Source organism: Duganella sp. Root336D2, from assembly GCF_001425005.1.
Taxonomy (GTDB): Bacteria; Pseudomonadota; Gammaproteobacteria; order Burkholderiales; family Burkholderiaceae_D; genus Rugamonas.
The window spans coordinates 266,924-285,292 of record NZ_LMDB01000002.1; the positions used below are offsets into that span (position 1 = coordinate 266,924).

General features: G+C 62.3%; 19 protein-coding genes and 3 tRNA genes. 15 read left to right on the forward strand and 7 right to left on the reverse strand.

Annotation, left to right across the window (positions count from 1 at the left end):
* Nucleotides 1–29 precede the first annotated feature (29 nt).
* Nucleotides 30–1,319 carry a D-amino acid dehydrogenase gene (locus ASD07_RS04685; RefSeq protein ID WP_055926032.1) on the reverse strand — a complete coding sequence of 430 codons (1,290 nt, stop codon included), beginning with the start codon at nt 1,317–1,319 and terminating at the stop codon, nt 30–32.
* A 99-nt stretch (nt 1,320–1,418) separates the two neighbouring features.
* Here ASD07_RS04685 and ASD07_RS04690 point away from each other — a divergent pair, with 99 nt between their 5' ends.
* The 6 genes from ASD07_RS04690 (at nt 1,419) to ASD07_RS04710 (ending at nt 6,061) form a co-directional block, all read left to right on the forward strand.
* A complete protein-coding gene (locus ASD07_RS04690; RefSeq protein ID WP_055926035.1) occupies nt 1,419–1,913 on the forward strand; it encodes an Lrp/AsnC ligand binding domain-containing protein in 495 nt (164 codons plus the stop codon).
* A 70-nt stretch (nt 1,914–1,983) separates the two neighbouring features.
* Nucleotides 1,984–2,118, forward strand: coding sequence for a hypothetical protein (locus tag ASD07_RS32015; protein WP_255356977.1), 135 nt, complete (start codon nt 1,984–1,986; stop codon nt 2,116–2,118).
* Between the two features lie 54 nt (nt 2,119–2,172).
* Entirely contained in the window at nt 2,173–3,747 is a 1,575-nt protein-coding gene (locus ASD07_RS04695) for a hypothetical protein (protein ID WP_229207057.1), read from the forward strand.
* Between the two features lie 110 nt (nt 3,748–3,857).
* Nucleotides 3,858–4,304, forward strand: coding sequence for a hypothetical protein (locus ASD07_RS04700; RefSeq protein ID WP_055926041.1), 447 nt, complete (start codon nt 3,858–3,860; stop codon nt 4,302–4,304).
* Nucleotides 4,305–4,358: 54 nt separating this feature from the next.
* On the forward strand, nt 4,359–5,657 hold the full coding sequence (locus ASD07_RS04705; RefSeq protein WP_055926044.1) for an NAD(P)/FAD-dependent oxidoreductase: 1,299 nt from the start codon (nt 4,359–4,361) through the stop codon (nt 5,655–5,657).
* Nucleotides 5,654–6,061, forward strand: coding sequence for a DUF3592 domain-containing protein (locus ASD07_RS04710; RefSeq protein WP_055926047.1), 408 nt, complete (start codon nt 5,654–5,656; stop codon nt 6,059–6,061). Before ASD07_RS04705 ends, ASD07_RS04710 begins: the two co-directional genes overlap by 4 nt.
* 4 nt (nt 6,062–6,065) lie before the next feature.
* Here ASD07_RS04710 and ASD07_RS04715 read toward each other — a convergent pair whose 3' ends face one another.
* On the reverse strand, nt 6,066–6,749 hold the full coding sequence (locus ASD07_RS04715; RefSeq protein WP_055926050.1) for a sensor histidine kinase: 684 nt from the start codon (nt 6,747–6,749) through the stop codon (nt 6,066–6,068).
* 115 nt (nt 6,750–6,864) lie between these two features.
* Here ASD07_RS04715 and ASD07_RS04720 point away from each other — a divergent pair, with 115 nt between their 5' ends.
* Nucleotides 6,865–7,359 (forward strand): hemerythrin domain-containing protein, encoded by a 495-nt coding sequence (locus ASD07_RS04720; RefSeq protein WP_055926053.1) that lies wholly within the window; start codon nt 6,865–6,867, stop codon nt 7,357–7,359.
* On the opposite strand, the gene ASD07_RS04725 is transcribed toward ASD07_RS04720, so the two are convergent.
* Entirely contained in the window at nt 7,360–8,991 is a 1,632-nt protein-coding gene (locus ASD07_RS04725; RefSeq protein ID WP_055926056.1) for a response regulator, read from the reverse strand.
* A gap of 122 nt (nt 8,992–9,113) precedes the next feature.
* Here ASD07_RS04725 and ASD07_RS04730 point away from each other — a divergent pair, with 122 nt between their 5' ends.
* Nucleotides 9,114–9,530 carry a hypothetical protein gene (locus ASD07_RS04730; protein ID WP_055926059.1) on the forward strand — a complete coding sequence of 139 codons (417 nt, stop codon included), beginning with the start codon at nt 9,114–9,116 and terminating at the stop codon, nt 9,528–9,530.
* A 34-nt stretch (nt 9,531–9,564) separates the two neighbouring features.
* Here ASD07_RS04730 and ASD07_RS04735 read toward each other — a convergent pair whose 3' ends face one another.
* The 3 genes from ASD07_RS04735 to ASD07_RS04745 form a co-directional block, all read right to left on the reverse strand.
* Nucleotides 9,565–10,536: a diguanylate cyclase domain-containing protein gene (locus tag ASD07_RS04735; protein ID WP_055926062.1), complete on the reverse strand. Its 972-nt coding sequence runs from the start codon at nt 10,534–10,536 to the stop codon at nt 9,565–9,567.
* 126 nt (nt 10,537–10,662) lie between these two features.
* Nucleotides 10,663–13,407 (reverse strand): ATP-binding protein, encoded by a 2,745-nt coding sequence (locus ASD07_RS04740; protein ID WP_082507128.1) that lies wholly within the window; start codon nt 13,405–13,407, stop codon nt 10,663–10,665.
* A gap of 47 nt (nt 13,408–13,454) precedes the next feature.
* Nucleotides 13,455–14,267: a response regulator gene (locus tag ASD07_RS04745; protein ID WP_055926065.1), complete on the reverse strand. Its 813-nt coding sequence runs from the start codon at nt 14,265–14,267 to the stop codon at nt 13,455–13,457.
* 385 nt (nt 14,268–14,652) lie between these two features.
* On the opposite strand from ASD07_RS04745, the gene ASD07_RS04750 reads away from it, so the two are divergent.
* The 6 genes from ASD07_RS04750 (at nt 14,653) to ASD07_RS04775 (ending at nt 17,842) form a co-directional block, all read left to right on the forward strand.
* A tRNA-Arg gene (locus ASD07_RS04750) sits at nt 14,653–14,729 on the forward strand.
* A 95-nt stretch (nt 14,730–14,824) separates the two neighbouring features.
* Nucleotides 14,825–14,901 (forward strand) — tRNA-Arg (locus tag ASD07_RS04755).
* Between the two features lie 55 nt (nt 14,902–14,956).
* A tRNA-Arg gene (locus tag ASD07_RS04760) sits at nt 14,957–15,033 on the forward strand.
* Nucleotides 15,034–15,104: 71 nt separating this feature from the next.
* Nucleotides 15,105–15,572 (forward strand): DUF3016 domain-containing protein, encoded by a 468-nt coding sequence (locus ASD07_RS04765; RefSeq protein ID WP_156397869.1) that lies wholly within the window; start codon nt 15,105–15,107, stop codon nt 15,570–15,572.
* 69 nt (nt 15,573–15,641) lie between these two features.
* The gene (locus ASD07_RS04770) at nt 15,642–16,778 is read left to right on the forward strand and encodes an alpha-hydroxy acid oxidase (RefSeq protein WP_055926071.1); all 1,137 of its coding nucleotides are present in this window, start codon (nt 15,642–15,644) and stop codon (nt 16,776–16,778) included.
* A gap of 167 nt (nt 16,779–16,945) precedes the next feature.
* Entirely contained in the window at nt 16,946–17,842 is an 897-nt protein-coding gene (locus ASD07_RS04775) for a LysR family transcriptional regulator (protein WP_055926075.1), read from the forward strand.
* Nucleotides 17,843–17,844: 2 nt separating this feature from the next.
* Here ASD07_RS04775 and ASD07_RS04780 read toward each other — a convergent pair whose 3' ends face one another.
* Nucleotides 17,845–18,024, reverse strand: coding sequence for a hypothetical protein (locus ASD07_RS04780; RefSeq protein ID WP_055926267.1), 180 nt, complete (start codon nt 18,022–18,024; stop codon nt 17,845–17,847).
* Between the two features lie 112 nt (nt 18,025–18,136).
* On the opposite strand from ASD07_RS04780, the gene ASD07_RS04785 reads away from it, so the two are divergent.
* Nucleotides 18,137–18,367, forward strand: a complete 231-nt coding sequence (locus ASD07_RS04785) for a hypothetical protein (protein WP_055926079.1) — start codon at nt 18,137–18,139, stop codon at nt 18,365–18,367.
* Nucleotides 18,368–18,369: the final 2 nt, after the last annotated feature.

Here is an 18,369-nt window from a genome sequence, read left to right on the forward strand (position 1 = left end):
GATTGCCAGACCTGACCCCGACTTTTAACTTAGGCGCCGGCCAGTTGCGGTTGGCGGGCTGGGCGCTCTGGGCTGTAACGTGCTACCGACAAGTCATCGGCGAAGATGGCCGGGCGCTTGGCGGACATGATGTCGGCCAGCAGTTGCGCCGAACCGCAGCTCATGGTCCAGCCCAGCGTGCCGTGGCCGGTGTTGGTGAACAGGTTGCGGATGCCGGTGCGGCCTACGACTGGCGTGCCATCCGGGGTCATCGGGCGCAGGCCGGTCCAGAAGGTGGCTTCGGCGGTGTTGCCGGCGCCTGGGAACAGGTCGTTCACCACCATTTCCAGCGTTTCGCGGCGACGCGGGTTGAGCCTGGTGTTGTAGCCGGCGATTTCTGCCATGCCGCCGACGCGGATGCGGTCGTCGAAGCGGGTCACTGCGATCTTGTAAGTCTCGTCCAGGATGGTCGAGGTCGGGGCCTTGCCGCCGTCCATGATCGGCACAGTGATCGAATAGCCTTTCAGCGGGTAGACCGGGATTTCGAACAGCTCTTTCAGGAACGGGGTCGAATAGGCGCCCAGCGCCACCACGAAAGAGTCGCCTTCCACCAGCTCGGCGCCGCATTGCACGCCTTTGACCTTGTCGCCTTCGGTCACCAGCTTGTCGATCGAGACGCCGTAACGGAACTTGACGCCCAGTTCTTTCGCCATTGCTTCCAGGCGCGTGGTGAACATCTGGCAGTCGCCGGTTTCATCGTTCGGCAGGCGCAGGCCGCCCACCAGCTTGTGCTGCGATGCGGCCAAGCCTGGCTCGGCCTTCATCAGGTCGGCGCCAGTCAGCAGCTCGTAGGGCACGCCGGTTTCTTTGAGGACTTCGATATCCTTGGCCGCCCCATCCAGCTGGGCCTGGGTGCGGAACAACTGGGTGGTGCCTTGCTGGCGGCCTTCGTATTCGATGCCGGTGGCGGCGCGCAGCACTTTAAAGCAGTCGCGGCTGTATTCGGCCAGGCGTACCATGCGTTCCTTGTTGGTCGCATAGGACTCGGCATTGCAGTTGCGCAGCATCTGCCACATCCACTTCAGCTGGAAGGTGGTGCCGTCGGGCGTGATGGAGAGCGGCGCGTGGCGCTGCAGCATCCATTTCATGGCTTTCAGCGGAATGCCCGGGGCTGCCCATGGCGAAGCGTAGCCCGGCGAAATCTGGCCGGCGTTGGCGAAGCTGGTTTCCAGGGCAGGGCCCGGCTGGCGGTCCAGTACGGTGACATCGTGGCCGGCCTGGGCCAGGTAATAGGCACTGGTGACGCCAATAACGCCGCTGCCAAGGATAACTACGCGCATGAATTGCCTCCGGAATATTTGTGACGGATTATTTTGCTATGATAAGTAAGATTTCCTAGTATTTGTTACTATATGGAGAGCCTAAAACAGCAAAAAATCATGCGAATCCAAAAAGAATCAGCCCGGGGACTGGACAAGATTGACCGGAAAATACTGCGCATCCTGCAGGAGGACGCGCGTATCGCGATGAAGGACTTGAGCGAGCAGGTCGGGCTGTCGATTACGCCGACCATCGAGCGCGTCAAGCGCATGGAGCGCGATGGGGTGATTGCCGGCTATCACGCGCGGCTCAATCCGCGCGCCCTGGGCGCCAGCTTGCTGGTGTTCGTGGAGATCACGTTGAACCAGAAATCGGCCAGCCATTTCGAACAGTTCCGCCGCGAAGTGCTGCGCATTCCGGAGGTGCAGGAGTGCCACCTGGTATCGGGAGATTTCGACTACCTGATCAAGGCCCGCATCCATGAGATGGCGGAGTACCGCAAGCTGCTGGGCGATATGCTGTTGAACCTTCCGGGGGCTGCGCAATCGAAGTCATATGTCGTCATGGAGGAAATCAAGGAAACCTTGATTTTGCCCACGGAGCCTGCACCATAGCCGCGCGACAATGACGCCTTGCGGCCAAGGAGCGTACCATGTCTTCGAACAAACCCGATCCGGTGGTCATATGTCCGGCCTCATCGAACTGAAGCAGAAACTCTTGCTCGAGACTGCAAAGGTTCGCGCGCAGATCCAGTGCTGGATGCTGGCGCAGACACTGACTCTTATCGGCGCCATGGCTGCACTCAAACTGTTTGGGTGATGAGCTCGCATGGTCTAGAATGCCATTAACCTGGACCGAGCGAACGGAGAATTTGTGCAAAGCACTTATGGAGCCGCGAGCGTCACCACACCAGCCGCCTCCGCGCCGGCTGCACCCGAGCATGCTGTCTTTTTGCGTGGCCTCGACGAACATCTTTCTTCCGACCAAAGTTTTACCTCCAACCTGGCCCGCACGGTCGGCGCCATCGCCAGTACCGACGGCGCGCTGACCCTGGCCCAGTTTGCCGCCGTGACGGACCTGGCCGGCGATGGCCGCGCCTCCGCCGTCTTCACCGCCATCGTGCTGAACGCCATCGAATGCAGCATCAACGTCGATTGGGCGCTGCAAGCCCTGGCCCGTTCCAGCCCCACCGTCGCCGAGCCGGCGCGGCATAAGGCCTTTAACCTGATGAAGCCGCTGCTGGCGCTGCAAGGCACTGCCGCCCGGCCCCTGGCGCACAAGATTGCCAAAGCGCTGCACATCAAGCTGACCCCGGAACAGCTGTTTGGCCTGCCGCCGGAAGAAGAGCGCCGCCTGCTCAGCAACCTGGGCAACCAGGCGCGCAAATTGGTCAAGGGCAGGGGGCTGGCCGACGCCGTCGCCGATTTCGGCCGCGCGATGGGCCACTCCGAGCTGTTGAACCATGCGCGCGGCTACAACGGCGGCCTGATGAGCCAAGACGAATTGCATACCGGCGTCGAGCGCGCCGTGGCCACCATCTGCCATGGTATTGACAGTTACCGCGAACACGAGAGTTCTCCGCTGGCCTGCGAGGCCAGCGCGGCAGGGCTGCTGGCGACGGCCCAGCAGCTGCGCCAGCAAGTGCAGCAGCGCCTGGCACTGGTCGATGCCCGCATCGCCTATGAACGCCGGATGCTGAACCAGGATATCGACGATGCCGTGCATGATGCCGGCAACGCCATCGAACTGGCCTTGGCCTGCCATCCGGAAGCCAATGAACGCGCCAGCGGCGAGCAATTCGGCAAGGAAATGGAATCCCGCCTGGACCGCGTGGTGCGGCGCAAGGAAGAAGCGCTGGACTTGCTGCAGCACGACCTGTCCCTGTTCCAGTCCGATATCCGGCTGACCCAGAGCACCGTCTTTGAACGCCAGCACCACGCCGCGCTGGCGCACCTGATGCCGCGCATGCGCGTCGGCACCCGCCTGGCGCAGACGGTCGACACTGCGGCCAATTTCACCCTGATGGGCAGTGCCGTTGCCGCTGCCGGCACCGGCACTGCCGCCTATCTGTTTGGGGTTGCCGTGGTGCTGCCGGTGGTGGCGCCTGCTGCCCCCTTCGTGGGCGGCGCCGTGTTGCTGGCCGGCGCCTTCAAGTGGTTTGCCGATGCCGGCCGCCGCAAGCGTTCGGAAATCCAGGACCGGCGCCGCGCTTTCGAGGAGGAATTGCGCAAACGCCTGCAAGACGTACAGGCCGCCTTCGGCCGCCAGTTGGATCGCATCGCCTCCAGTTTCCACGAATCGGCAACCCAATTACTGACGCCGCTGATGCTCGAGGCGGAAGCTGCCGGCCGCGTGCAGGCGGTGCGCAAACGTATTGCCGACAAAGTTATCGGGCAGGCCCAGCACGCCATCTCCCAGCTGCGCAGGGCAATGACAGTGCATGCCTGATTTGTTGCTGTATAGCAACCAACTACGTTACCGTACGAAAGTTACTCCCTTGCTTTGGTACAATAACTGGCAAGCAACGCACTTTTTCAACAACTTATATAATCACGACCATGAAGACCCAGCTCTTAGCCGCCGCCATGCTGGCACTCAGCACTTCAGCCATCGCCCAGGACGTGGGCGTTTCCGTCACCGTCGGCCAGCCAGGCTTTTTCGGCCGCATTGACATTGGCAATATGGCACCGCCGCCTGTGCTGTACCCGCAGCCGGTGATCATCCAGCGCCCGGCACGCATCATCGCCGAACCGCTGTACCTGCGCGTTCCGCCGGGCCATGCGAAAGACTGGGGCAAACATTGCGGCAAATACAATGCTTGCGGCCGCAATGTCTACTTCGTGCGCGATGAGTGGTACACCAACGAATACGCACCACGCTATCGCGACGACCACCGTGGCGGTCAGCGTGACCGTGACTACGACCGCGATGAGCGCGGCGATCGCGATGAAGACCACGGCCATGGCCACGGCAAGGGCCATGGCAAAGGCCACGGCAAGCATTAATCCGGTAGCGTAAACGGGCCCGGCCCGCTCGCTGCCGACATTTAGGAGAACTGTTTGCAGAGCAAATATGTGATCGTAGGTGGAGGGGCGGGCGGCCTTGAGCTGGCCTGCAAGCTGGGCCGCAAACTCGGCCCGCAACAGGTAATGCTGGTCGATAGCCGGCTTTACCACATCTGGAAGCCTTCGCTGCACGAGGTGGCGGCCGGCACCCTGGACATCCACCAGGAAGGCCTGTCCTACCAGATGCTGGCGCACGACAATGGCTTCACCTATGTCTACGGCGCCATGACGGCGCTGGACAGCTCCAGTCAGCAAATCACCGTGGCGGCAATTACCAGCGAAGGCGGCGAAGCTGTCCTGCCCGAGCGCAGCATCGGCTACGAATCGCTGGTGATGGCTGTCGGCAGCACTTCCAATTATTTCGGCGTGCCAGGCGCAGCCGAGAACACGATTTCCCTCAACGCGACCGAAGATGCGGAACGCTTCCGCCTGACTTTGCTCAAGCTGCTGACGCGCGCCGCGCTGCAAAAAGGCGCGCAGCAGGGCGCTTCCGGCGTCGATGTCGTGATCATCGGCGGCGGCGCTACCGGCGTCGAACTGGCGGCCGAATTGCGCGAAGCCAGCGGGGTCTACACGTCTTACGGCTTCGGCCACCTCGACCCGGTGCGCGACGTGCGCATTACACTGCTGGAAGGCGCGCCGCGCATCCTGGCGCCGCTGCCTGAGCGCGTATCGAATGCGGCACTGAAGCTGCTCAATGAGCGCGGTATCAAGGTCGTGACCGATTGCCGCGTGACTGCGATTGCGCAAGACCATGTGTCCGTCGGCGAGCAGGATTATCCGTCGGATATCGTGGTATGGGCGGCCGGCATCAAGGCGCCGGCTTTCCTGGCCTCGCTTGGCTTGCCGACTGCCAAAGGCGGCCAGATCGAAGTGACCGGCGAGCTGCAGGTCAGGGGCGTGCCGGGCGTCTATGCCTTGGGCGATTGCGCGCAGTGCATGGGCGCCGATGGCAAGCCGGTTCCGCCGCGCGCTCAGGCCGCGCACCAGCAGGCGGATTACCTGCTGCAGGCTTTCATGCGCCGGGCGAAGGGTCAGGCGCCGCAAGGCAGGCCTTATGAGTACCGCGATTACGGCTCGCTGGTGTCGTTCGGCCAGTCGACCTCGGTCGGCAGCCTGATGGGTTCGCTGCGTGGCTTCAGCTGGTTCGTCGAAGGCTTCTTTGCGCGCATGATGTATGTCAGCCTGCACCTGCTGCACCACCAGGCCGTGCTGGGCACCATCCGCACCGGTGTGCTGGCGGTGGCGCGCTTCCTCGTCAAACGCGCCACGCCGCTGGTCAAGCTGCATTGAGGGCGCTGCTGGCCGCTGCGGCCGCCGCTGCCTTGCTTGGCGGCTGCTATAACCGCGCCACCGAGCTGGCCGAGCTGTCGCGCCACCATGCTACTGCGGCCGGCCACGTCGCCGTGCTCGAATGCCATAACGACGGCCAGTGGTGGTACGAGTTCGAACTGGAAGGCAAGCGCCGCCGCGGCCCGGTGCGTGAGCCTGCCGGCTGCGCCCAGCGCAAACTCGGCGATAGCGTCACGGTGTACTACAACCCCTCAGCGCCCGAGGTGCATCGCGCCGTCGCGCCTGCAGCGGCGTATCAGCAGGAACATGGCTTCCACGTGCCGCTGTGGCTCTGGTTCGGAATTGGTGCGCTGGCGCTGCCGCTGTCGGCCTGGGTGGCCTTGAAGCGTAGCAGCAAGCGCTAAGGATTCAGCTTATCGGCGGCTTGGGCAGGGTGACGCTCAGGACAGCGCCTTGCTTGCCATTGGCGGCCAGCGACAACCAGCCGCCGAGGAAAATGGCGCGCTCGCGTATCATGCGCAAGCCGTGGTGCTGGTGCCAGTCGCCATCCGCAACGGCGGTCTGGCCCAGGCCGACGCCGTCATCCTTTACTGTCAGGACGATGCTGTCGTCCATATCGTCGACGATCACGTCGACCTTGCTGGCGCGTGCATGCGTGGCCACGTTGCGCAAGCCTTCTTCCGCGGCGCGCAGCAGCACCACGCGGTGCGCGCGCGGGCAGGCCGGTTCGTCTTCCGGCAGGCTGCACTGGGCTTTCATCAGCTGTTCCGCGCCGAACTGGGCCACCAGTTCACCCAGCGCCACACGCAAGCCGAGGAATTCCAGCTTGTCGTTCCACAGCTTGTGCTGCATGCCGCGGTTGGTTTCGATGATGTTGTGCAGCAGGTTTTTCATCTGCGCGGCGCGGTCGAGCAAGGCGGGCTCCGGCGGCAGCTTGGAGGTGAGCAGGCCGAGATGCATGGTCAGGGCCGTCAGCGAGGAACCGAGGCTGTCGTGCATCTGGCGCGACAGGGCGCGCCGTTCATCGTCCCAGCAATTGTTGACGTAACCCAGCAGCTCCCGCAGTTCGGCGGCGTCCGTGTTAGCAGACATATGTTTGGCAGTCCATGTTTATTGCCTTGATCATACATGAGGATGGTCGTGGGGTGGCGCACATACAGCCAGCAGTGCGCCTGTCAATCTGGCAGCTCACCAGAGGAGACGCAAAATGAAAGACGCTATTGCTTTGTTGAAACAAGACCATGCCAACGTCAAAGCCATGTTCAAGGAGTTCGAGGGCCTGGGCGACCGCGCCTTTACCAGCAAAAAGAAGCTGGCCGACAGGATTTGCCTCGAACTGACCAAGCACGCCACGGCGGAAGAAGAAATCTTTTATCCGGCGGTGCGGGCGGCATCGAAAGAAGCTGACGACCTGGTCGATGAGGCGACGGTCGAACACTCCAGCGCCAAGGACCTGATCGCCCAGATCGGCGAAATGGACCCGCACGACGAGCTGTTCGACGCCAAGGTCAAGGTGCTGGGCGAATACATCAATCACCACGTCAAGGAAGAAGAGGGTGAGATGTTCCCGCTGGCGAAGAAGGCCGGACTCGACCTGCAAACCATGGCGCGCGAGATCGAAGCGCGCAAGGACGAAATCGAGTTCGTGCCGCCGCGCATGCCGCAGGCGAGCGCCGGCCAGGCCGGACGCATGCGGGTCTGATCAGGAGCGCATGGTGGCCGGCGTGCGCGCCAGGCATTGGTCGATGGCGCGCAGCAGCTGGTCGACGTCGACCGGCTTCACCAGGTGCATGTCGAAGCCGGCATCCATCACGCGCCGCTGGTCGTCTGCCAGGCCGTAGCCGGTCAGGGCGATCAGCTTGATGTGGTGGGTCTCCGGGTTGGCCCGCATGCGGCGTGCCACTTCATAGCCGTCGATGCCCGGCAGGCCGATGTCGACCAGGGCAATGTCGGGCCGGTCGGCAGCAGCCTTGGCCAGGCCCTGGAAGCCGTCGGCCGAATGCTGCACCGGGTAGCCGTAGCAGCCCAGCATCATGGCCATCATTTCGCGGCCGTCGTCGTTATCCTCCACCAGCAGCACGGCTGGCTTCGGCTGTTCGCTTGTTTCCATGGGTATCGCCTTCGGTTCAATCACATGCTCGATGCAGGGCAAGTGCAGGGTGAAGGTGCTGCCTTCGCCTGGGCCATCGCTTTCAGCATACACATTGCCGCCATGGAGTTCCACCAAGCGGCGCACCAGCGACAGCCCGATGCCGAGGCCGCCTTGCGCGCGGTCCAGCGTGCTGGCGCCTTGTACGAAAACGTCGAACACTTGCGGCAGCAGGTCGGCCGAAATGCCGACGCCGCTGTCGTGCACGCTGATCGTTACTTCGCCATCGTCCACATCGCTCAGCAGCTCGATGCGTCCGCCGGCCGCTGTGTATTTCAATGCGTTGTCCAGCAGGTTGCTGATGACCTGTTCCAGGCGGGTGGCGTCGCCATTGACCCAGCACGGGGCGATCTCGACTGACAGGTGGTAGTCTTCCAGCCGGCCGGTGGCGCGGAACGTTTCCAGCGTGGTCTTGAGCAGGGCCGACATATCGAGCGGCAGCCGGTTGAGCAAGATCTTTCCTGACATGGCGCGGCTCAGGTCAAGCAAGTCGTCCACGATACGGCCCAGGTGCCGGCTCTGGCGCTGGATGATTTTTTTTGCATGGCTCACGCTGTCGGCGTTCACGCCCGGCAAACCGATCAGCGAGGCGGCACTGCTGATGGCCGACAAGGGGTTGCGCAACTCGTGGCCCAGCATGGCCAGGAATTCATCCTTGGCGTGGCTGGCGCGCTCGGCGGTCTTGCGTTCTTCGATCTCGCGCAACAGGCGCTGGTTGCTGGCGATCAGGTCGGTGGTGCGCTGGCTCAGCTGGCGCGCCTGGCGCCGTAACTCTTCGTTTTTGGTGGCGAGTGACACGAAGACGCTGATCTTCGCGTGCAGCACTTGCGGAATCACCGGCGTGAACAGGAAATCGACCGCGCCTTTCTGGTAAGCCTTGAGGCGGTCCAGTTCATCCGCCACGAAGGCGGTGATGAAGATGATGGGAATGTCCGATGAGCGCGGGCGCTGGTGGATAGCTTCCGCCGTTTCAAAGCCGTCCATGCCCGGCATATTGACATCGAGCAGGAGCACGGCGAAGTCGTGCGTGAGCACTTCGCGCAAGGCTTCCTCGCCAGAGCGCGCGGCGACGACTTCATAATTCTCCTGCGCTGCCCACTGCTCGAGCAGGTTCGTCAGTGCGAAGAGGCTGTTGGCGTCGTCATTGACGACGAGGATCTTAGGCTTGTCCACCAGTCTGATCATAGCTGCGCCTATTTACTGTGTCAAAGAACCCATGCCAATCGAACACGCGTTGTGTACGCACGCGCACAGTCAGCCGGCAGCCCTGCTGCCATAGTGAAAACTCGTCCAATGGAGGAGTGACCATGAATATCGACACCATCGTTGACAAAGAGTATGTGGGCAAGAGTTTCCGCGAATTGGCCGATGCACCAGTAAGCGCCTTGCGCGGCTTGAGCCAGAAGGATGCCAAGGCCCTGCAAGCTGCGTTCGGCGTGAGCACGGTGCGCGAATTCGCGCAGCTCAATTTCGTGCGCTGGGCTTGCGCCATTTCAATCCTGGCCGACGAAGAGCAGCTTGCGCCAGCTGAAAAAGCCAAGGAAGAATTGCTGGATGATGCGGTTGAAATGACGTTCCCCGCCAGCGATCCGATCTCGGTTGACGCCGGTATTACGCGCATCGAAGTGGCTCCGGAAAAAGTCGACGCACAGCAAGACCACCAGCATGCCGGCAAGGTCGAGGAGTCGACGGAAATCGGGCGCGAGGCTGAAACCACTTCATGACCTGCATGGCGGCCTGTCGTATCAGGCTGCCGGCTCAGGCTGCAGTAACGTGGACTTGCGGCGACGGCACCGCGTCCGTATGCGCTGCAGCGCAATAACGGTTCTTGCCGGTACGCTTGGCTTCGTAGAGCGCGGCGTCGGCAACATGCATCAGGTTGTCGACCGTGCCGGCATCGTCAGGGTAGAGCGCGATGCCAAGGCTGGTCGACAGCTGCAGCGTCAGGCCATTGACCTGGTAGGGCTGGGCCACCACTTCCACCAGCTTGCTGGCAGGTTCCTGCGCATCGGCCAGGGTGCCGACTTCGCCCAGCACAATCACGAATTCATCGCCGCCGATGCGCGCCACGGTATCTTCCTTGCGCGCTGAATTGACCAGGCGCTGTGCGACCTGCTTGAGGATTTCGTCGCCGTAGGCATGGCCGTGGGTATCGTTGATGGCCTTGAAGCCATCGAGGTCGAGGTACATGACGGCTGCGCGGCGCTGCTGGCGCGCGGCGTGCTGCAAGGCGTTGGCAATACGGTCTTCCAGCAGGCGCCGATTGGGCAGGCCGGTCAACGGGTCGTGCAGTGCCAGTTCCTGCTGCTGCTTGCTGTAGGAGGCCAGTTCCTTGTACAGCAGGCGCACCTCCAGCATATTATGGATGCGCTTGTGTACTTCGAGCAGGTCGAACGGCTTGCTGATAAAGTCGCGCGCGCCGGCTTCCAGCGCGGCGATCTTGAAGCTGGGCTGGGCCGTCAGGGCCAGCACCGGCAGGTAGCCTTCCTGCTCGATCTCCTTCAGGCCTTTCATGACCTGGAAACCATTCAGTTCCGGCATTTGCAGGTCGAGCAGGATCAGATCATAGCGATGCTGGCGGTGCAGGGGGCAAACCTGCTCCGGTAGCATAGTGGCCGTCACATTGGTGTAACCGGCATCGCGCAGAATCTCCAACATCAGGTCGATATTGTCTGCACAATCGTCAACTACCAAGATCTTGGCATTCAGGATCTCATCAGGGCTTGGCATGGCGGTCTCGGGAACTGGACTCTCAGTGTATCTTGCGACAGTTTGCCGTGGCGCACGTGTCATTAACCAGTCTAGCAAAGATTTCGCAAGTTTCTTGTAGGACATTTTCCCGTGCTTGGGTAGGCCTCAGCCACTCTTGCTGGCGTGGCAAACCCGTTCAATCGTGGCTACCAATTCAGAAGGCTCTATGGGTTTTGGCACGTGATCGAGGAAGCCTGATTCGAGCGCATGCAGGCGGTCTTCGGGGCGGGCAAAGGCGGTCAGCGCGATGGCAGGCAAGGCGCCGCCGCGCGCCGGCCCGAGGGCCCGGATCCTTGACAATAATTCAAATCCGTCAACATCGGGCATGCCGATATCGCTCACCAGCAAGTCATAGTGGCTGCCGCGCGCCAGGGCAATCGCTTCGGCGGCATTGGCGGCGCACTGCACTTCGCAGTTGCAATCACGCAAGATTCGCCCGACCAGCTCGCGCGCATCGGCCTCGTCGTCCACCAGCAACACTTTGAGGCCAGCCAGGTCGCGCAAGCCCAGCTCGGGCAAGGGCGCGCGCTCGCTGCGTGCCGGGCTGTGCATGCGCGCGGCGCGGATTTCCCCGCTTGCCAGCGGCAGCCGTACGCTGAAACTGGAGCCCATGCCTTCGCCTTCGCTGCTTGCCGCTACCGTGCCGCCGTGCTGTTCCACCAGGTGCTTGACGATGGACAGGCCGAGCCCAAGGCCGCCATGCCGGCGCGTGGTGGAAGCGTCGGCCTGGCGGAAGCGCTCGAACACATGGGGCAGGAATTCGTGGCGGATGCCAAGGCCGTTGTCGCTGACGGTGATGTCGACGTGCCCCTCGTGGGCCCAGATCGAAGCGCGCACGGTCCCGCCGCGCGGCGTGAACTTGAGCGCGTTGGTGAGCAGGTTCCACACCACTTGCTGCAAGCGGTTGGCGTCGCCTGCCACGTGGCCGGTGGCCGAGAAGTCGCGTTCCAGCCGGATGCCCTTGGCCTCGGCGGCCGGGCGCACTGCTTCCAGGGCGGCATCGACTACCACGGCCGGCATCAGCAGCTTCATATCAAGCAACACCTTGCCGGAGGTGATGCGGCCCATGTCCAGCAAGTCTTCGATCAGCTGCGCCTGGGCGCGGGCGTTGCGCTCGATGGTTTCCAGGCCGCGCAGCTGCTCTTCCTGCGTGCGGTTGCCGCGCCGCAGTACCTGCGCCCAGCCGAGGATGGCGGTCAGCGGCGTGCGCAGTTCGTGCGACAGCGTGGCCAGGAATTCGTCCTTCATCTGGCTGCTGCGCTCGGCTTCGGCGCGCGCACTGCGTTCGCGGTCCAGCAGTACCTTGCGCTCTTCCGCGGCGCGCTGGGCGGCGTCGACCATGCGCGCATTGTCGATGGCGATGCCGGCCTGGGCCGCCACGCCGCTGACGATCCGTTCGGTGCGCTCGTTGAACATATCCGGTTCGGGGTGGCCGAAGAACAGCGTACCCACCACTTCGCCGGCCCGCGCCAGTACCGGCACGGCCAGGCCGCTGCGTACATGGGGATGCGGCAGGCCCTGGAAATCGTCCGGCGGTGCGCCCGACAAGGTATGCATGGCCTGCTTGCCGCCGTCGCCGTCGGCGCCGTGATAGAAGAAGGCGCCAAAGCGCGCGCCGGATATGCTGGTGGCGGCATCGGTGACGTCCTGCAGCAGCGAATGCAGGTCGCGGTTCTGCACCAGCGCCGTGCCGGTGCTGTTCAGCAGTTCGAGGATATTGGTTTCATCGCGCAGCTGTTCCTGCACGCGCTTGACCTGGTCGACGTCGGTGCTGGTGCCGAACCAGCGCAGGATGCGGCCACTGGCATCGCGCATGGCGTTGGCGCGCGTCAGGAACCAGCGGTACTGGCCGTCGCGCGCGCGGATCGGGAACTCCATTTCGAAAGGTCGCCCGGTTTCCACCGAAATGCGCCAGTGCGCCAGCATGGCGGGAATGGCTTCCGGCGCATACACCTGGCGCCAGCCTTCGCCCAGCATGTTCCAGTCGTCCATGCCGGTGTATTCCTGCCAGCGCTCGTTGTACCACATCATGGCGCCATCGCTGCTGGCGATCCAGGCCAGTTGCGGCATGCTGTTGGCCAGTGCCCGCAGTTCTTCTTCGCTGTTGCGCAAGGCGTCTTCGGTGGATTTGCGCGCGGTGATGTCCTGCATCATGCCTATCACGCCGCGCAATTCGCCGGCGTCGCTGAAGTCGCCGTGTCCGATGACGGACAGCCAGCAGATAGCGCCGTCGCGGTGCCGGATGCGGCATTCGACATTGAAATCGCGCCGCAATTGCACCGCGTCGGAGAAGGCCTGCTCGACCACCTCGAAGTCTTCCGCCGCGATGCGGTCGCGCAGCACCGGCCAGGTGATCGGGATTTCTGCCGGCAGCTCGAAGATCTCCGCAGCGCGGCGCCCCAGGCGCACCTGGTTGGTGGCGGCACTCCATTCCCAATCGCCGAGCCGCCCGGCGGCCAGCGCCACTTGCAGGCGGTTGGTGCTTTCGCGCAGGCCGCGCTCATGCAGCTTGCGCTGGTGGATGTCGAGCAGCAGGCAGGTCATGCCCAACGGCGAAGGCCAGGCGCGCACTTCCATCCAGCGCTGGCTGGGCTGGTAAAACAGTTCGCAGGCGGCCGGCAGGCCTTGCTCGAGCGTGCGGCGCAGCGGCGCTTCCAGCGCGCCGCCGGCCAGGGCGGGAAAGGCGTGCCATAAGTTCTGGCCGCGCGGATCGTGCAAGGAGGTCACCGGCGGCAACAGCATGTCCGCCGCCCTGGGGTTCAGGTATTGGACGGTCCAGTCCCGGGCAATGACGGCGAAGCCGTCACCCATGCTATCCAGTACATTGTGCGTGCGGGGATCGGGACTCATAACGTTCGATTGTAGCCTTGACAAGCAACTTGCCGCCGCACCATTGCCTAATGCAAACCTTGCAACACCTGCTGTAGTTGTTCGATGTCGTAGGGTTTTTGCATGGAAACGGCGGGAAAGTCGAGGTGGCTGGTCAAAGACTGGCTGTAGCCGGAGGCAAAGACGATGCGCAGGCGCGGCTGGCGCTGGAGGGCGGTGCGGCCCAGTTCGACGCCGCTCATGCCAGGCAGGCTGACGTCGCTGAACAGCACGTCAAATTCCGCTTCGGCCAGCTGTGCGAGCGCCGCTTCGCCGTTGGCTGCGGCGCTGACCTCGTGGCCGAAGGCGCGCAGCATTTCGCAGACCAGGTACCGGGCGTCCTGGTTGTCTTCCACCACCAGGATGCGCAAGTGGCCATCGTTGGCCGCGGCGGAGGGTAGGGCGGCGGCGCTGGCCGGGGCCAGGGTGCACAGGATGCCGGCGACTTCGCCGTCGGTGCCGCGTACCGGGGTGTAATGCAGGTCGAAGCTGGTTTCCGTCATGTGGCCGTCGCGCCACAGCTTCAGAGGCTGGCGCAGGAAGACCAGGCTTTGCCCGCTCCAGGCTTGTTCGATGGCTTGCGGGTTCCAACTCCACGCCGAAGGTGGCACGGCCGGCACAGTGCCGCCGGGCGGAACTGTGCTGGCAGTGCCGACATTGCTGGCATAGGCCTGGTTGTAGAGCATGATTTGCCGGCGGCTCCACAGCAGCAGCATCGGCAGCGGGGTGTTGAGCATGATGTCCAGCGCCAGGCGCAAGGCCTGGGGCCAGGCCTCCTGCGGGCCGAGGTCGGCGCGCGACCAGTCCTGGGTTGCCATGCTTTCACCTGCGATTTGCGCCATGTTTATATCAGTGCCGGGATGTCAATATGGGCAATGCTACACCAAGGGCGACAAAAAAAAAGGCCCGCTAGCTGCGGGCCCGAATTCTATTTTCTTGGAGGAGAATAGAGGAGACAGGTGAATGATGCTGCATCGCGGAATAAAGATCCAATTTCGATTCATGATGAGAGAAATGCGTTTCATGAATGAAGTAATAATGTCCATAAGGCAATAAAAGAAATTGTTTCGCAGTGCTGGACAATCGGAAAACCCCCACATATAATGCTGCCTCCTTGCACAGGATACTGCGCAGGAAAGAGCCGGAAACGCCGGTTTCGCCTTGGAAAGTTGAGTAGAACGTAAGCTTTCCAAAACGAAATTCATGCGATATAATCCTGCTTCTTAAGCGGCTGTAGCTCAGCTGGATAGAGTACTTGGCTACGAACCAAGGGGTCGTGGGTTCGATTCCTGCCAGCCGCACCAGAATTTGCAGCAAATGTTTGAGCCCTTCGCTGTCGAGCGAGGGGAGTAGCAGGAAGTTGGTAGTATGCATAACTGACTGTTATAATTTAGTTTTTGCGGCTGTAGCTCAGCTGGATAGAGTACTTGGCTACGAACCAAGGGGTCGTGGGTTCGATTCCTGCCAGCCGCACCAGTTTTTGTAAGTGTTGTAGCCGTCGCTGTCGAGCGGCGAGGAAAAAGCAAGTTTTGCGGCTGTAGCTCAGCTGGATAGAGTACTTGGCTACGAACCAAGGGGTCGTGGGTTCGATTCCTGCCAGCCGCACCAAATTGAAAGGGTCCATACCGGGAGGTGTGGACCCTTTTTCCTTTTTGCCGTTTGCGGCCTATACTTCAGGCATGAACAAGCTCATTCATGCTGCCTTGCTGGTGGCCGTGTCCAGCAGCGCCTTTGCCGGCGCGACCGTCACGTTTGTCGATATCGGCAAGATGACCGACGTGCCGCGCGATTACCAGAAGCGGGATGACATGCAGTTCCTGTTGCGCGAACATCTCAGTCTTCTGTCGGAAAAACTGCCGGCAGGGCAGGCGCTGAAAGTCGAATTCCTGGATATAGACCTGGCCGGCGATGAATTTCCCCGCGTCGCGCTGCGCGATATCCGCGTGCTCAGGGGGCAGGCCGACTGGCCGCGCATCCATTTGCGCTACCTTATCGAGCAAGATGGCAAGGTAATCAGCAGCGGCGACAGCAAATTGTCCGATCCCGGCTATATGATGGGCGTGAACCGCTACGATCGCGACCTGTACGGCCACGAAAAGCAAATGCTCGACGACTGGTTCCGCAAAGACGTCCTCCATCAGCACTAAAAGATTTCATACACCCGGTAGTCAGCAATGCTGATGATTGAGCGGCAATTCCTGCGCTAATATGCGGGAATGACACTCATCACTTGCATCGAAGACCTGCGCCGCCTGGCCAAGCGCCGCGTGCCGCGCATGTTCTATGACTATGCCGATTCCGGCGCCTGGACCGAATCCACCTATCGCGCCAATGAAGAGGACTTCCAGCGGCTGAAGTTCCGCCAGCGCGTGGCGGTAGACCTGAACAACCGCAGCCTGCGCAGCACCATGGCTGGGCAGGAAGTGGCGATGCCGGTAGCGATCGCGCCGACCGGGCTGACCGGCATGCAGCGCGCCGACGGCGAAATCCTGGCAGCCCGCGCGGCGGAAAAATTCGGCATCCCGTTCACGCTGTCGACCATGAGCATCTGCTCGATCGAGGATGTGGCGGCGCATACGACAAAGCCGTTCTGGTTCCAGCTATATGTGATGAAGGACCGCGATTTCATCAATCGCCTGATCGACCGCGCCAAGGCGGCGAACTGCTCGGCGCTGGTGCTGACGCTGGATTTGCAGGTGCTGGGCCAGCGCCACAAGGACTTGCGCAACGGCTTGTCGGCGCCGCCGCGCCTGACTATCGCCAATATGCTGAACATGGCCAGCAAGCCGCGCTGGTGCGCCGGCATGCTGGGCACCACGCGGCGCCAGTTCGGCAACATCGTCGGCCACGCGCAATCGGTGTCGGACATGTCTTCGCTGTCCTCGTGGACCAGCCAGCAGTTCGATCCCAGCCTGTCCTGGAACGACGTCGAATGGATCAAGAATCGCTGGGGCGGCAAGCTGATTATCAAGGGCATCATGGATGCCGAGGATGCGCGCCTGGCGGCCGATAGCGGCGCCGATGCGCTGATTGTTTCCAACCATGGCGGGCGCCAGCTCGATGGCGCGCCATCCTCGATCGCGGCGCTGCCGGGCATTGTGGAAGCGGTCGGCAAACAGATCGAAGTCCATATGGATGGCGGCGTGCGTTCCGGCCAGGACGTGCTGCGCGCCGTAGCGCTGGGTGCGCGCGGCGTCTATATCGGGCGCCCCTTCCTGTACGGGCTGGGGGCGATGGGCGAGGCCGGCGTCACACGCTGCCTCGAAATCATCCGCAACGAACTGGATATCTCGATGGCCTTCTGCGGCAAACGCGATATCCAGCAGGTCAGCAGGGAGATCCTCCTGCCCTGAAAACCAGGCCGGCCAGGAGCTTGCATAATTCATCAAACAGGGTGGGTTCAGTGTTGTTCATTTGCGTTTCCTTTCTGCTAAAGGTCGAAGTAAGCGCATTGTGAACTGTTTCATTGTTGGGATAAATGCTTATAATCGAATTGAATATCCCAAAAATGGAGCAATGAATGGACCGGCTGCACCATATGCGCCTGTTCGTCGAAGTGGCCAAGCGCAAGAGCTTCCGCGCCGCCGCCGACGCACTGGACATGTCGAATTCCACCCTGTCGCGCAATATCGCCGAACTGGAGAAATCCATCGGCCTGCGCCTGTTGCACCGCTCCACCCGCAAGGTGGAATTGACCGGGGCCGGCGAAGCCTATTTCAAGCGCTGCCAGGGCATCGTGGAAGAAGCGATGAGCGCCCACGAAGCGCTGCTGGACTGGTCGGAAAAACCTGCCGGCATCCTGCGCGTGACCATGACTTCCAGTTTCGGCGTCGGCTACCTGGCGCCGGTGCTGACCGAGTTCGCCGACATGTACCCGGACATCAAGATGGAATTCGATATTTCATCGCGCGCCGTGGATTTGCAGTCGGAGCCTTTCGATGTGGCGGTCCGCATGGGCCAGCCGCCCACCGCGCCGTCCACGCTGGTTGTGCGGCGCATTGCCATGATGCCGCGCTACCTGTACGCCTCGCCGGTCTACCTGGCCAAGATGCCGCCGCTGGAACATGCCTGCGACCTGGTGCAGCACACCATGTGCGGTCGCTCGTTTTCCAGCCGTCTGCCCGATATCTGGCGCAAACTGTATCGCGGCGAGGAAGTGGTGGAGGTGATGGCGCACTCGCGCTACGCCACCAACAGCGCGGCGCTCAGCATGTCGTTTGCGGCCAATGGCCTGTGTATTTCGGCGCTGGACCCGCTGCTGGCCAAGCAGGAAGTGCAGGCCGGGCGCCTGCGGCGCGTGCTGCCGGACTGGCACATGGAGCCGATCATGGTGCATGCGCTGACCGAAACGCGCCATCTGCCGGCGCGCACGCGGCTGTTCATCGACTTCCTGCGCCAGCGCCTGGGCGCGGGCTAGCGTTAGCCGCCGCCGATGCCCTCGATGACGCGGCCGGAGCCGCCGCAGTTGGGGCAACTTTGGCCGTCCGGCGTTTTGCCGCAACCGCTGCAGAGCGGGCAGATGCCTTCGCCGCTGCCTGGCGTGCCGGGCGCCGCCTGGTCGCCGGGATTGAGCGGTTGCTGGGTGGCTGATGCGTTCATGGTGCGGTCCTCCTCGATGAAGCTTGCCACGCGCAACGCTTTTCAACCGTTAGTTGGTTAACGGAGAACAATCGGCATTACAATGCACCATCACCCGATAGGAGAACGCGCCATGGCCACGCTGATCCGACACCGAAAGACCCGCATCATCACACTCGATGTGGGAGATGACTTGCACGAGCATTGCAAGCCCAAAGACATCGCCCTGGTTCCCGACCCGGCAGGTTGGTGGACCTATTTCATCGGCGAAGACGGTTCTGTCGAACGCTACGATATTCCCTTTGCTACCTATAATGAGGCGCTGTGGTCGGCCAAGGCCGCCGCCGAATTCGATGCGCAATAGAA